10 protein-coding genes are annotated in these 14,588 nt (G+C 75.0%); 8 read left to right on the top strand and 2 right to left on the bottom strand.

What is annotated here, in order from left to right:
- Position 1: 1 nt before the first annotated feature.
- The 4 genes from BKA22_RS18840 to BKA22_RS18825 all read left to right on the top strand — a co-directional run bounded on the left by BKA22_RS18840 (position 2) and on the right by BKA22_RS18825 (position 4,007).
- Positions 2–2,224 carry a putative bifunctional diguanylate cyclase/phosphodiesterase gene (locus BKA22_RS18840; RefSeq protein WP_223203495.1) on the top strand — a complete coding sequence of 741 codons (2,223 nt, stop codon included), beginning with the start codon at positions 2–4 and terminating at the stop codon, positions 2,222–2,224.
- A 56-nt stretch (positions 2,225–2,280) separates the two neighbouring features.
- On the top strand, positions 2,281–2,874 hold the full coding sequence (pgsA, locus tag BKA22_RS18835) for a CDP-diacylglycerol--glycerol-3-phosphate 3-phosphatidyltransferase (protein WP_146952302.1): 594 nt from the start codon (positions 2,281–2,283) through the stop codon (positions 2,872–2,874).
- On the top strand, positions 2,871–3,386 hold the full coding sequence (locus BKA22_RS18830) for a CinA family protein (RefSeq protein ID WP_179561856.1): 516 nt from the start codon (positions 2,871–2,873) through the stop codon (positions 3,384–3,386). Before pgsA ends, BKA22_RS18830 begins: the two co-directional genes overlap by 4 nt.
- A 279-nt stretch (positions 3,387–3,665) precedes the next feature.
- On the top strand, positions 3,666–4,007 hold the full coding sequence (locus tag BKA22_RS18825; RefSeq protein WP_146952303.1) for a helix-turn-helix domain-containing protein: 342 nt from the start codon (positions 3,666–3,668) through the stop codon (positions 4,005–4,007).
- 91 nt (positions 4,008–4,098) lie between these two features.
- Here BKA22_RS18825 and BKA22_RS18820 read toward each other — a convergent pair whose 3' ends face one another.
- Together BKA22_RS18820 and BKA22_RS18815 are read right to left on the bottom strand one after the other, a co-directional pair.
- Entirely contained in the window at positions 4,099–4,869 is a 771-nt protein-coding gene (locus BKA22_RS18820) for a DNA-formamidopyrimidine glycosylase family protein (RefSeq protein ID WP_146952304.1), read from the bottom strand.
- A gap of 42 nt (positions 4,870–4,911) precedes the next feature.
- Positions 4,912–9,870, bottom strand: a complete 4,959-nt coding sequence (locus BKA22_RS18815; RefSeq protein WP_146952305.1) for an ATP-dependent helicase — start codon at positions 9,868–9,870, stop codon at positions 4,912–4,914.
- Positions 9,871–9,962: 92 nt separating this feature from the next.
- Between BKA22_RS18815 and BKA22_RS18810 the strand changes: the two genes are divergently transcribed.
- From BKA22_RS18810 to recA, 4 genes are all read left to right on the top strand, one after another.
- Complete coding sequence (locus tag BKA22_RS18810; protein ID WP_146952306.1) at positions 9,963–10,196, top strand: DUF3046 domain-containing protein; 234 nt, start codon at positions 9,963–9,965, stop codon at positions 10,194–10,196.
- Positions 10,193–12,442 carry an alkaline phosphatase family protein gene (locus tag BKA22_RS18805; RefSeq protein ID WP_146952307.1) on the top strand — a complete coding sequence of 750 codons (2,250 nt, stop codon included), beginning with the start codon at positions 10,193–10,195 and terminating at the stop codon, positions 12,440–12,442. Before BKA22_RS18810 ends, BKA22_RS18805 begins: the two co-directional genes overlap by 4 nt.
- Positions 12,439–13,293: an MBL fold metallo-hydrolase gene (locus tag BKA22_RS18800; RefSeq protein WP_146952308.1), complete on the top strand. Its 855-nt coding sequence runs from the start codon at positions 12,439–12,441 to the stop codon at positions 13,291–13,293. Before BKA22_RS18805 ends, BKA22_RS18800 begins: the two co-directional genes overlap by 4 nt.
- 246 nt (positions 13,294–13,539) lie before the next feature.
- The gene (recA, locus tag BKA22_RS18795; RefSeq protein ID WP_146952309.1) at positions 13,540–14,580 is read left to right on the top strand and encodes a recombinase RecA; all 1,041 of its coding nucleotides are present in this window, start codon (positions 13,540–13,542) and stop codon (positions 14,578–14,580) included.
- Positions 14,581–14,588: the final 8 nt, after the last annotated feature.

Raw genomic sequence — 14,588 nt, 5'->3', positions numbered from 1 at the left:
CGTGGGTCGAGAGCTGGGCGCAGCCCCGCTCCGTGGGGCCTTCGCCGATCCGCTGGGGTCGGTCGCCACGGTCATCGCCGTCGTCGCGATCCTCGCGCTCGTCGCGGTCCTGGTGCTGCTGGCCCGTGAGCGGGCGCAGGGGCGCCGCGCCAAGGCCCTGCTCGTGCATGCGCGCGAGCTGCGCCACCGGTACGACGCCCTGCAGTCGGTGACCCGTGAGGGCGTCCTCGTGCAGTCGCTCGGCGGTCGGGTGCTCGACCTCTCCGACCGGGCCGCGGCCATCCTCGGGGTCGATGCGGCCGCGAGCGTCGGTCGGGCGATCACCGACCTGCCGGTGGTCGTGGTCAACGAGCAGGGCCTGGCGATGAACCCCGCCGCGGTGCTCGGTCACCGCACGGGGTCGGCCCGTGCGGGGTACTCGGTCGACTCCGAGCTCGTGGGGGTGCTCCGGCCGGGCACGAACGCCACGCAGGCCCGCATGGTGCAGGTCGCCACGCAGCTCGTCCCGGCAGGCGACGGCGACGCGCCCGCTGTGCTGACGACCCTGGTCGACGTCACGGGCCGTCACGAGGTCGAGGCGGCACTGTCGCGCAGCGAGACGCAGTTCCGTGTCGCGATGGAGAACGCCCCGATCGGCATGGCGCTCGTCGACCCGCAGTGGTGCGTCGTCGAGGCGAACGCGGCCCTCGCCGAGCTGCTCGGCACGAGCGTCGAGGCGTTGCGCGGCTACCCGATGTCGGAGCTGTCCGCCGCGGAGGACCGCGAGGCCGAGCGGCGCGAGGTGCGGCGGCTGCTCGACGGCGAGCTGCACCGTTTCTCGCTCGAGAAGCGGTACCAGCGCGCGGACGGCCACCTCGTGTGGGTCGCGCTCGACGCCGCGCTCGTGCGCACGCCGGACGGCAGCCCTGACCACTTCGTGGTGCAGGTGCGCGACTCCACCGAGTCCCGGCTGCAGGCCGAGATGCTCACCCACCGTGCCATGCACGACCCGCTGACCGGGCTCGCCAACCGCACGCTGCTGCAGGAGGTCCTGCAGTCCGTGCTCGAGCAGCCGGGCGTCGTCGAGCGTGTCGCCGTCCTGGCGTGCGACCTGGACGGCTTCAAGGAGATCAACGACCGTTACGGGCACGCGACCGGCGACGAGCTGCTCGTGCACGTCGCCGGCGTGCTGCGGGCGGCGACCGCCCGTCGCGGCACGGTCGCCCGGCTCGGCGGCGACGAGTTCGTGGTGGTCGTGCAGGACGTCGACGGGCCGAAGGCGGTCTTCGAGGTCGCCGCAGCCGTGCACGCCGCGCTGCGCGAGCCGGTCCGGGTCGGTCGACGTCGCCTGACGGTCTGCGCGAGCGTCGGCATCGCGCTGGCCGAGCCGGAGACCGTCCGGGGTGGTGCACCGGCCCTGCTCGCCGCGGCCGACGCGGCGATGTACCGGGCGAAGGCGGCAGGGCGTGCACGCACCGAGGTGTACGACGCCTCGATGGCGCTGCCGACCGGTGGGCTCGCGCACGAGCTCGCCGACGCGTTCGCGCGCGGCGAGGTGCTCGCGCACTACCAGCCGATCGTCGACCTCGCCGACGGGCGGGTCGTGGGGTACGAGGCGCTCGCGCGCTGGCAGCACCCGACTCTCGGGCTCCTGCTGCCCGGGGCCTTCCTGCCGCACGTGCAGGAGGCGGGGCTCGCGGTGCCGCTCGGCCAGCTGGTCGCGACGCAGGTGGTCGAGTTCCTGGCCCGCACCCAGGACCAGTCCCGGTGGTGCTCGGTCAACGTCTCGGCCGACCAGCTCGGGGACGGCGAGTTCGCCACGACGCTGCTGCAGGAGATCTCCCGGCACCGGGTGGCTGCGGGCAGGCTCGTCGTCGAGCTCACGGAGTCCTCGCTGGTGGCTTCCGGCACCCGCATCCGGCACGAGCTGACGCAGCTGTCGGCCGCGGGCGTGCCGATCCTGCTCGACGACTTCGGCACGGGCGTCTCACCGTTGTCGTACCTGCGCGAGCTCCCGGTCGCCGGGGTGAAGCTCGACATGTCGTTCACCTCGGGCATCCCCGACGACCCGACGGCCGGCAAGGTGGCCCGGGCGCTGGGTGCGCTGGCCCGCGAGCTGTCCATGGTGACGATCGCCGAGGGGATCGAGCACGAGGAGCAGGCGCTGTACCTACACCGCAGCGGTTGGCGGTACGGGCAGGGGTGGTTGTACGGCGGTGCGCAGCCGGGCGACCCGTTGCGCTGACGCACCGATCGGGCAACCGTCCCCGGGTCCCGTCCGCGCACGTCTAGGCTGTGCGCGTGGTCGATGTCGCGCCTTCGGTGTGGAACGCCGCGAACGTGGTGACGGTGCTCCGGATCGTGATGGTGCCGTTCTTCGCGCTCGCGCTCGTCGTCGACGGCGGTGACTCACCAGGCTGGCGGCTCGTCGCGACCGCGATCTTCGTGCTCGCCGCCTCGACGGACCGGCTCGACGGCTGGCTCGCCCGGCGCAGCGGCCTGGTCACCGACCTGGGCAAGCTGCTCGACCCGATCGCCGACAAGCTGCTCATCGGCACCGCGCTCGTGCTGCTGTCCGTGCTGGGCGAGCTGCCCTGGTGGATCACCGTCGTCATCCTCGTGCGCGAGCTCGGCATCACGGTCATGCGCTTCTTCCTGCTGCGCTACCTCGTGCTGCCCGCCTCGCGCGGCGGCAAGCTGAAGACGGTGCTCCAGTCGGTGGCCATCGGGCTCTTCCTCCTGCCCCTGGACCACCTGCCCGACGTCGTCACCTGGATCGCCTGGGCGGCGATGCTGGCAGCCGTCGTGGTGACCGTCGTCACCGGTGCGGACTACGTGCGTGACGCGCTGCGCATCCGCCGCGAGGCGCACCGCCCGTCCGCCGGGACGGCGTGACGAGGGACCCGGACCCGGTCGCGGACCCAGGGTCCGGGGACGGCGCCGCCCCGGTGCTGCTGGCGGCGCTCGAGGCGCGGGGGTGGACCGTCGCGGCGGCCGAGTCGCTCACGGGTGGGCTGGTCGTCTCAGCGCTGGTCGACGTGCCCGGCGCGTCCCGGACCGTGCGTGGCGGCGTCGTGGCGTACGCGACGGACCTGAAGTCCTCGCTCCTCGGCGTGGATGCCTCGCTGCTGCACGAGCGCGGGGCCGTCGACCCCGACGTGGCCGCCGCGATGGCCCACGGGGTCCGTGACCGGCTGGGCGCGGACGTCGGCCTGGCGACGACCGGGGTCGCCGGACCCGACGCGCAGGACGGTGCGGCGCCCGGCACCGTGCACGTCGCTGTCAGCACCCCCGAGGCGGTGCGCGTGCGCACGCTCCAGGTCGACGGATCGCGCGCCGTCGTCCGGCGGACGGCCGTCGACGCGGTGCTCGCCCTCGCCCTGGAGCAGGTCGCAGCACACCGCTGAAGACCTCCCGGGTGCGGCCGAGGTGAGCAGGACGTGCGCAGCGGGTGAGAGTCGGGTGATCGTGGCCACGCCGGGAACACCCGCGAGGGTCGCCACGTTGGGACTCACGTGATGACCACTCGGCCCGCCGCACGGCGCCTCACGGCGCGCGCTGGCGGCGCACGGTACGGTGGGGTTCTTCCCCACAAGGGACAACGGGGTGGCACGGTGCCGGGTCCGCTGGTCGCGGATCCTCAGCCGGTGCCGCACGAGGAACGAGACGCGAAGGGGGGAGCCCGAATGGTCGTTCTGCGACGTGAGATCGGTGATGTGCTGCGGGACGCGCGTCAGCGCCAGGGGCGGACCCTGCGCGAGGTGTCCTCGGCCGCACGTGTCTCGCTCGGTTACCTGAGCGAGGTCGAGCGGGGGCAGAAGGAGGCGTCGTCGGAGCTGTTGCACAGCATCTGCGAGGCGCTCGCCCTGCCGATGTCGTTGGTGCTGCGTGAGGTCAGCGATCGCATCGCGGTCGCCGAAGGTCTGCTGATCCCTGACACCGTCCCGGCCGAGCTGGCCGCCTCGGTGGGGAGCGCGGGCGACGGCGGCTGGGCGCGATCGCGTGCGGAGCTCGCCTTCGTGGGCTGACGCCACCACAGACACACCAGGAGGGGTCGGACGGCCGCAGGCTGTCCGGCCCCTCCTGCATGCCCGGACCGGCGGTCCCGTCATGACCCCGTCACGGTGAGAGTTGGCAGGTCGGGCAGTAGAAGATGGGCCGTTCCATCGGCGGACGCCGGGCCATGCCGACCGCGATCGGGGTCCCGCACCGCGGGCAGGGTTCGCGCAGACGCCCGTGCACCCGCCCGGGCGGACGGCCGGAGGCGACCGAACGCTGCATGAGGACGCGGGCGACCAGCAGCAGCCGACCCGGCTCGACCACGGCATCGGCCGGGGTCCATGGCCAGATCCGCTGCGCGAAGAGCGACTCGGCGGTGTAGATCGTGCCGATGCCCGCCGCGACCGTCTGGTCCAGCAGGACCTCGCCGACGGGCGTCGACCCGCGCAGCGACCAGCGTCGCAGCGCCTCGTCGAGCCCGGCACCAGGCGCGAAGTCGTCGCCGAGCACGTCGGGGCCCAGGTGGCCGATCAGGGTGCGCTCGTCCCGGGTCCTGACGACGTCGAGCATGCCGAGCAGGGTGCCGATCGCCGACCAGGTCTCGTTGGCCAGCACGGCCCGCACCCGGGAGGATCGGGCGGACGCATCGGGCGACCCCGTCCGGGCGATCCGCCACGAGCCGTCCATGCGCAGGTGCGTGTGCAGGGTGCGGCCGTCGTCGAACCGTGTCAGCAGGTGCTTGCCGTACGCCACGGTGCCGAGCACGAGCGGGCCACGCAGGTCCACGCCCGCCGCCGAAGGCCACCGCAGATCGGCCCGCTGCAGTGCCCGACCGGCCAGCGCAGCATCGAGCCGCGACGCGGTGCGCCGCAGCACGTCACCCTCGGGCACGGTCGCCCCACCCGGCCCCGGGTCGTCGTGCCCGGTGGCCGCTCATGCCTCGCCCCGCAGTCGCAGGCCGCGCGGCGTGGGCGCGAACCCGGCCGCCACGAGTGCCTGACCGAGCGGTCCGTGCAGCGCGCCGCCGCCGAGGACCTCGACCCCGTCGGCCCGCGCGATCGTCACCCGGCCCGACTGCCTGGCCCGCAGCGCGGCGGCGAGCGCCGAGGCAGCTTCGGCGAGCACCCTGCTGGTGTCCGAGAAGGAGAGCACCGTGCGTCCTCCGCGCTCGAGGTAGAGCACGAGCGCACCGTCGACGAGCACGACGAGCGCGCCGGCCTTGCGCCCGGGCCGGTGCCGCCCCGTCGTCGCCGGGTCCTCGCGTCCCGGGGGCAGGTCGGGCCAGGCGACCGCGGCGCCGTACGGGTTGGCGGGGTCGGTGGCGGCCAGCACGACCGTGAACGGTTCGCCGTCACCGGACCGTGAGACGGGGTCGTCCGCCGCGTCGAGCCTGCGGCCCAGCAGGTCCGCGTCGGCCCGGAGGCGGTCGACGGCACCCGGCAGGGCGAACTGCGACCCGCCCAGGCGCTCCACGAAGTAGCCGCGACGCACCTGACCGGCCTGCTCGAGCGCCGCGAGCACCCGGTACACGCCGGCGAACCGGGCCCCGATCCCCTCCGCGGGGGCGACCGCGCGGGTCAGGACGCCGTGCCGGTCGAGGAGCTGGGCGGCCAACGCGTGCGCACGCAGGGTCGGGTCGGGCTCCCGGGCGGGGAGCAGCGACCATCGCCCGCCCGCGGCCCCGCCGCCGCCCTCGGTGGCCAGCGCCGCCGACATCGCCGCCGACGACCCGGTGCCGCTGCCGAGCCGCACGGCGGCCCGCAGCCCGAGTCGGGGGCGCACCGGCCGACCGCGGGGTGTCGTCGCGCGTGCGCGGTGCGCCGTCGTCCCCGAACCGAGCCAGGCCCGCAGCGGCGACAGGCTGTCGTTGGTGACCAGGCCCGCCCAGACCAGGTCCCACAGCGCCTCGACGACCTGTCCGGCGGAGACGGGCTCGTCGACCTGCGCGCCGACCCGCTCCACCAGCGCACCGAGGAAGTACGCGCCGCCGCCGGTGAGGGAGTCCACCAGTGCGCGGTGCACAGGACCGTCGGGGGCGTCCTGCGGCACGGGGGGCAGCGTCAGGTCGGCCACCGCCGCCGGGTGCAACGACACCACGCCGTCGTGGCCCGCCAGTGCGCCGTGCCCCGCCCAGAGGACCTCGCCCGCGGCCGTCAGCTCGTCGAGCATCGCCGGGTGGTAGTCGGCGACCCGTGCGGGCAGCACGTGGGTCTCCCACGCCGAGGCGGGCACCGCCGCGCCGGCGAGCTGCTCGACGACCCGCGCGACGCCGTCGACCCCGCGCAGGCCGCCCGTGCGGCCCGCACCCGTCGTCGCCCGCACACCCTGCCAGCGCGGCAGGAAGACGCCGAGCGCCTGTGGCTCGACCGGTTCGACCTGGGCGCGCAGCGCCGCGAGCGACCGGCGTCGCAGGGTGCGCAGGACCTCCGCATCGCAGAAGTCGTCGCCCGTGCCGCCCAGGACGTCCGGCCGCAGCCGGCCCTGCACGAGCACCCCTGTGCCCTCCAGGCGGCGCAGCACCTCACCGACCACGGCGACCGGCAGACCGAGGTGGACCGCGACGTCGGCCGCAGGGAACGGGCCGTGCGTGCGCGCGTACCGGCGCACGAGGTCGCCGAGCGGGTCGGGGAGCACCTCCGTGAAGACCTCGGGCACGCCGACCGGGAGCGCCACGCCGAGGGCGTCGCGCAGGCGACCGGCATCCTCGACCGCGGCCCACTGCTCGATGCGATCGGTCTCGACGCCGGCCAGCCGCACCCGCACGGCCCGGCGGGCCTCCTCGAGCGCCTGCAGCCACGCCCCCACGTCTTCGCGGACCTCGGGCCGCACGCGCCGGCGGGCCTCGTCCACGGTCAGCGGCCCGTGCCGGCGCAGCGCGTCCGCGAGCTGCTCGAGCGTGCCCGCCTGGCGGTCCGGCGCGGTGCCGGCCAGCTCGGCCTCGGTGCGCAGGACCGCCTCGGGGTCGAGCAGGTCGGCCAGCTGGGACTGCCCGCCCTGCCCGAGCAGCTCGGCCAGGAGCGTCGGGTCGAGCGCGAGCGCCGCCGCACGACGCTCGGCCAGCGGTGCGTCCCCCTCGTAGAGGAACTGCGCCGTGTACCCGAACAGCAGCGACTGCGCGTACGGGGACGGGTGGGGCGTGGTCACCTCCACCAGCCGCACGCGCCGGGCCACCACGTCGCGCATGAGCCCGGTGAGCGCGTCGATGTCGAAGTCGTCCTGCAGGCACTCGCGCACCGCCTCGAGCAGGATCGGGAAGTCCGGGTACTGCGCGGCGACCGACAGCAGCTGCGAGGCCCGCTGCCGCTGCTGCCACAGGGGCTGGCGCTTGTCCGGTCGGCGTCGGGGGAGCAGCAGCGCGCGCCCGGCGGCCTCGCGGAACCGGGCGCCGAACAGGGCCGAGCCCGCCAGCTCGGCCCGGACGGCGTCGGCGACCTCGTCGGGGTCGATGAGCAGGTCGTCGAGGCCCACGGCCGGGCCGCTGCCCGACCACCAGTCGTCGGGTCCGATCCCGGCGCCCGGTCCGTCGAGCGCCGTGTCGGTGTCGAGGACGTCGGGCAGCCGGACCACGATGCCGTCGTCGGCATGCATGGTCGCGACGTCGACCCCGAACCGTGCGCGCAGGCGCGCACCGATCACCACGGCCCACGGTGCGTGCACCCGGGCTCCGTACGGAGAGTGCAGCACGATCCGCCAGTCGCCCAGCTCGTCGCGGAACCGTTCGAGCACCAGCACGCGGTCGGTGGGCAGGTGGCCGGTGGCCTCGCGCTGCTCGGCCAGGTAGCCGAGCAGGTTGTCGGCGGCCCAGGCGTCGAGCCCGGCCCCCGTGACCTCGGAGCGCGCGGCGGCCGGCTCCATGCCGGCCAGCTCACGGACCCAGGCGCCCATCGCGCTGCCCAGCTCGGCGGGACGTCCGGGGGAGTCGCCCTTCCAGAACGGGAGCCGGCCCGGCAGGCCCGGGGCCGGTGTGACGAGCACGCGGTCCGGGGTGATGTCCTCGATGCGCCACGTGCTCGACCCGAGCGTGAAGGTGTCGCCCACGCGCGACTCGTAGACCATCTCCTCGTCGAGCTCCCCGACGCGTCTGCCCCCGCGCAGCCGGCCCGCGGTGCGCTCGGCGTCGACCGGGACGTCGTCCCCGGCGCTCGGGCCCGCCTGACCCGCGCCGGCGAGGAACACGCCGTAGAGCCCCCGGTCGGGGATCGTGCCACCGCTCGTGACCGCCAGGCGTAGCGCGCCAGGTCGGCCGGAGAGTGTGTCGGTGACCCGGTCCCACACGATCCGGGGGCGCAGCTCGGCGAAGTCCTCGCTCGGGTAGCGGCCCGCGAGCATGTCGAGCACGGCACGCAGGGTGGCGTCGCCGAGGCCGGTGAACGGAGCGGCGCGGCGCACGAGCCTGGCCAGGTCGCTCACCTGCCAGTCCTCGACGGCGGTCATCGCGACGATCTGCTGGGCGAGCACGTCCAGCGGGTTGGCGGGCACGGCCAGCGCCTCGAGCTTGCCCTCGCGCATGCGCCGGGCGGTGACCGCGGCCGGGACGAGCTCGCCGCGGAACGTCGGGAAGACGACCCCGTGCGAGACCGCACCGACCTGGTGCCCGGCGCGGCCGACGCGCTGCAGACCGCTGGCCACCGAGGGCGGGGAACCGACCTGCACGACGAGGTCGACCGCGCCCATGTCGATGCCCAGCTCGAGCGAGCTCGTGGCGACGACCGCGGGCAGCTGCCCGGACTTCAGCTCGGACTCGGTGCGGGTGCGTTCGGCGCGGCTCATCGACCCGTGGTGCGCGCGCGCGAGGATCGTGGACGCGTCACGGGTGTCGACCCCGGCGCCCGTGCCCGACTGGCCGGGGACGGCAGCCGGTTGGAGCGCACCGGTGTCCGGCAGGTCGAGCCCGTGCCGTTCGGCCCACACCTCGTTCATCCGGGCGGTCAGGCGCTCGGCGCCGCGGCGCGAGTTGGTGAACACCAGCGTCGAGCGGTGCTCGGCGACGAGGTCGACGACCCGCTCCTCGACGTGCGGCCACACGGAGGGGCGCGCGAGCGGGGCGTCGGCGGGTCCGGACAGGTCGACCTCGGCGCCCGCCGGTGCGCGTCCGGCCCCGCCCGGGGTCCCCGCCGAGGCGACGTCCGACAGGTCCGGCACCGGGACCACGACGTCGACCACGATGCGCTTGGTGGACGGCGGCTGCACGACACGGACCGTGCGACCGCCGTCCTCGGGTGCCCGGGCCCCGCCGAGCAGCTGCGCGACCGTCTCCACGGGCCGCACCGTGGCCGACAGGCCGATCCGTTGTGCGGGACCCGGACCGCCGGGTCCCTCGAGCAGGGCATCCAGCCGCTCGAGCGAGACCGCCAGGTGGGCGCCCCGCTTGGTCCCGGCGACCGCGTGGATCTCGTCGACGATCACCGTGCGCACCCCGGCGAGGCCGGCGCGCGCGCCCGAGGTCAGCACCAGGTACAGCGACTCCGGGGTGGTGATCAGGATGTCGGGCGGGCGGGTCGCGAAGGAGCGCCGCTCCGACGGGGGCGTGTCACCCGTGCGGATCCCCACGCGGACGTCGGGCAGCGCCACCCCGAGCCGGGTCGCGGCCTGCCGGATCCCGACGAGCGGGGAGCGCAGGTTCCGTTCGACGTCGGTCGCGAGCGCCTTGAGCGGGGAGACGTACAGCACGCGGCACCGCTGCACCGGGTCGGTCGGCTGCTCGCCGGTCAGCAGCCCGTCGAGCGCCCACAGGAACGCCGCGAGCGTCTTGCCCGAGCCGGTCGGAGCGACCACGAGGGCGTGCTCGTCACCGCTGACCGCGGCCCAGGCGCCCTCCTGCGCGGGTGTGGGTGCGGCGAACGCACCGGAGAACCACGCCCGGGTCGGTTCGGAGAAGCGGTGCAGCACCACGGCGCCATTGTGCTGGTCGCGACCCACACCCACCTGCCGGCTCGCCCCGGTCGGGGTCTCGCGGACCGGTGAGCGATGGCAGGCTGTGCCTCGTGAGGAATCGCGAGTTCTGGGACCTGGTCGACGAGGTGCTGGGCAGCGCCAACGGCCGGGTGCTCGCCCGTGAGCTCGTGCTCGACGAGCTCGACCAGCGCACCGTGGTGCAGGCCCTCGAGGACGACGTCGAGCCTCGAGCGGTGTGGCACGCCCTGTGCGACGCCCTCGGTGTGCCCGACACGGCACGGTGGGGCACCGACGACCGACGTCCCGCACCACCCCGGCGGTGACCTCCCGGGCACCCGCGCCGGCGCCCTCCGTGCACCCCTGGCGGTGGCGTCCGACGCTCGAGGACGTCGGCGACTCGGTCGTCGGCCTGGCCACGACGGCCGTCGGCCTCGGCGTCGCGATCGCCCTGGTCGACGGCGCGAGCGCCGAACAGCCGTGGTCGGTGCTGCTGGCCGCGCTGGTCGTCGCCGCCGGCGACGTGGTGCTGCGCCCGCCGCTGCGTGTGCTCGCCCGGCTGGTCGGCGCTGTGGGTGCGCTCGTCACCGGGCTCGCCGCGCAGGTACTGCTCACGTGGGCGGCGCTGTCGCTCGTGCCGGGCCTGGACGTGCTGGACACCTGGAGCGCCGTCGAGGTCCTCGTCGTGACCGGCCTGGTGATGGCCGTGGGTCGCTGGCTGTGGGGCTCCAACGACTCGGAGTACGTGATCGCCGACGTCCTGCGGCGCGCCCGTGCGCACGCGCGCCGTCAGGGCGTGCTGCCGGACGACGCGGCGACCGGGGACGCCCGTCCGGCCGGGATGCTCGTCGTGCAGCTCGACGGCGTGTCCGCAGCCGTGCTCGCGCAGGCGATCGAGGCCGGCCTCGCCCCCACGATGCAGCGCTGGTTGGCCTCGGGCACGCACCGCTGGGCGTCCTGGTGGGCCCGCGTGCCCTCGACGACCCCGGCGAGCCAGGCGGGACTGCTGCACGGGGACTCCTCGGCCGTCCCGGCCTTCCGCTGGTGGGACCGCGGGCTCGGGCGGCTCGTCGTGACGAACCACCCGGCGGACGCGGCGCTCGTCGAGCAGCGGGCCTCGGACGGCAGCGGGCTCCTGGCCGGTGGTGGCACGGCGATCTCGACGATGTTCTCCGGCGACGCGGCGCGCACGTTCCTCGTGATGAGCCGGACCACGACGCGGGGCCCGGACGGGGAGCGTGCAGGGTTCGGGCCCGGGCAGTCCTTCGTGCGGTTCTTCGCCAGCCCGTTCGTCCTGACCCGTGCGGCGGGCCTGTCCCTCGGCGAGATGGTCAAGGAGCTCTACCAGGCACGTCGCCAGCGGGTGCGGGGCGTCGTGCCGCGGATCTCGCGCACCGGGTGGTTCGTCGTGCTGCGCGGGGCGACGAACGTGCTCATGCGTGACCTGAACACCGCGCTCGTCGCCGAGGCGCTCGTGCGCGGCGACCCGACCGTGTTCGTCGACCTGGTCGACTACGACGAGATCGCGCACCACGCCGGGCCGACGCGACCGGAGTCGCTGCGGGCGCTCGAGGGGCTCGACCGGGTGCTGGGCATCCTCGAACGCGTCGCCGAGGTCGCCCCGCGCGCCTACCGCTTCGTCGTCGTCTCGGACCACGGGCAGGCCCTGGGGGCCACGTTCGAGCAGGTCGAGGGGCGCAGCCTGCTCGACACGGTCCGTGCGCTCATGGCCGAGCCGCACGCGCCGGGGCTGCAGTCCGGGGACGGCGAGGAGTGGGGGCCGTTGAACGCGCTCCTCGCGAGCCTGACGTCGCGTCCGGGTGCCGTCCGGTCGCAGGGCGCCGACGACCGAGGACGGCGAGGCCTGGCGGACGACGGTGCCGACGCCCAGGACGGTCCGACCCGTCGCGGCGGCGCGGGCGCGCGGGCCGACCGTGCCGCCACGGGCGGAGCAGGGGACCCCGGCGCGTCCGGTGCGCCGGGTGCTGCTGGTGCTGCTGGTCCGTCGGACCGCGCCCCCGAGGTCGTCGTGGCGGCCTCGGGGAACCTCGGGCTCGTCTGGTTCCCCCGGGCGCGGCGACGTCTGGTGCTCGAGGACCTGCAGGAACGCTGGCCGGGTCTGGTGGGCGCCCTGGCCGCGCGTCCGGCGATCGGCGTCGTCGTGGTGGACACCCGCGAACGAGGCCTGGTCGCCATCGGCGCGGGAGGCGTCGTCCTGCTCGAGCAGGACGACTCGCCCGTCGAGGGCGAGGACCCGCTCACGCCGTACGGGCCGCGGGCACGGGCCGACCTCGCCCGTGCCGCACGGCTCGCTGACACCGGGGACCTGCTCGTGGTCTCGGCCGTGAGCCGCCCCGCAGGGGCCGCGCACGTGCACGCGTTCGAGGGTCAGGTCGGCTCGCACGGCGGCATCGGCGGGGACCAGAACGAGGCCCTGCTGCTGCACCCGGCCGAGTGGCCGATCGGCTCCGACCTGCTCGAACCCGTCGGGGAGCGCACGATGGTGGTGGGGGCCGAGCAGGTGCACCGCCAGCTCGTCCGCTGGGCGCGAGAGGCAGGGATCCGGGCATGACCAGGTCGCCGGGTGCCGTCGACCCGCGCCGTGACGCCGGGGCCGCCGGGGCCGCCGGGGCTGCCGAGCGTCGCGGGACTGCCGTCGTGCGCTGGCTCGGGCACGCCTCCACGGTGCTCGACCTCGACGGCGTGCGGGTGCTCACCGACCCGCTGCTGCGCGAGCACGCCGGGCTGCTGCGGAGGCGCGGCGCGGCGCCCGACCCCGCGCACTGGCAGGACCCCGACGTCGTGCTCATCTCGCACATGCACCACGACCACGCCGAGCTCGGGTCGCTGCGTCTGCTCGGCGACGTGCCGGTGCTCTCGGCGCCGGCCAACGCGCACTGGCTGCGCGGGCACGGCGTGCGCGGTGCGACCGGCGTGCACGACGAGCACTGGTGGTCGCCGCCCGACCCGCCGGCCTCGTCCGTGCGGGTTCGGGTGGTGCCCGCGGTGCACGGCCACCGACCGATGCCGCGCCGCCCGAACTCGGCCAACGGCTTCCTCGTCGTGGCGCCGTCGCTGACCGTGTGGTTCGCGGGGGACACCGCGCCGTACCCGGCGATGGCCGACCTGCCGGCGCTGCTGGGTGCGCCGCCCGACCTGGCGCTCGTCCCGGTCGGCGGGTGGGGCCCGCGGCTGTCCGGCGGGCACATGGACCCGGTGCAGGCCGCGCAGGCGTGCGCGCTGGTCGGCGCCCGTGCCGCGGTGCCGGTGCACTGGGGCACGTTGCACGCCCCGGCGAGCAGGCGTCTGCCTCCCGGGTGGATGGACCGTGCGGGCGCGGCGTTCGCGCACGCGATGGGCAAGGTCGCGCCCGACTGCCAGGTGCACGTGCTCGAGCAGGGCGAGGCGGTCGCGCTCGCGTAGCACCGCCTCGCATCGCTGCGCCGACACGCGCGTCGCGGGGCGCGACATCGAACACCTGTTCGGGTAGCGTGGCGTGCGCGGGTGACGACGGCGAGCCACCCCCAGCCCTCCGGGTCCGCACGGGACCACGGGTCGGGGGAGCACGCCGATCAGGTGTCGGTGGTCGGGCATACCGTCACCCGCGACGACGCAGACCAGCCCCCGCAGGCGCAGCGCACGCTGCAACGAGCAGACGAGGTACAGGACATGGCCGCACCCCAGGACCGCGAGAAGGCTCTCGAGGCCGCTCTCAGCCAGATCGACCGCCAGTTCGGCAAGGGCTCGATCATGCGCCTCGGCGACGAGGGGCGTGCCCCCGTCGAGGTGATCCCCACCGGCTCGATCGCGCTGGACGTCGCGCTCGGCATCGGTGGGCTCCCGCGTGGCCGTGTCGTCGAGATCTACGGCCCGGAGTCCTCGGGCAAGACAACGGTCGCGCTGCACGCGGTGGCCAACGCCCAGCGGGCCGGAGGCATCGCGGCGTTCATCGACGCCGAGCACGCGCTCGACCCGGAGTACGCGAAGAAGCTCGGTGTCGACACCGACGCGCTGCTCGTCTCGCAGCCGGACACCGGTGAGCAGGCGCTCGAGATCATGGACATGCTGATCCGCTCCGGCGCGATCGACATCGTCGTCATCGACTCGGTCGCCGCGCTCGTGCCGAAGGCCGAGATCGAGGGTGAGATGGGCGACAGCCACGTCGGCCTGCAGGCCCGGCTCATGTCGCAGGCCCTGCGCAAGATCACCGGCGCGCTCAACTCCTCGGGCACCACGGCCATCTTCATCAACCAGCTGCGCGAGAAGATCGGCGTGTTCTTCGGCTCGCCCGAGACGACGACCGGTGGCAAGGCGCTGAAGTTCTACGCCTCGGTCCGGATGGACATCCGCCGCATCGAGACCCTCAAGGAGGGCACCGAGGCGGTCGGCAACCGCACCCGCGTGAAGGTCGTCAAGAACAAGATGGCCCCGCCGTTCAAGCAGGCCGAGTTCGACATCCTCTACGGCGTCGGCATCTCCCGCGAGGGCAGCCTCATCGACATGGGCGTGGAGCACGGCTTCGTGCGCAAGTCCGGGGCCTGGTACACGTACGAGGGCGACCAGCTCGGCCAGGGCAAGGAGAACGCGCGCAAGTTCCTGCGCGACAACCCGGACCTGGCCGACGAGATCGACAAGAAGATCAAGGAGAAGCTCGGGATCGGGGCGCGTCTCGACGCGCCCGCGGACGGGGCAGCTCCGGTCGACTTCTGAGGCCTGAG

It is taken from the genome of Cellulomonas soli, from assembly GCF_013409305.1.
Taxonomy (GTDB): Bacteria; Actinomycetota; Actinomycetes; order Actinomycetales; family Cellulomonadaceae; genus Cellulomonas; species Cellulomonas soli.
Note: the sequence above shows the minus strand (reverse complement) of the source record. Positions and strands in the feature narration are given on the sequence as shown.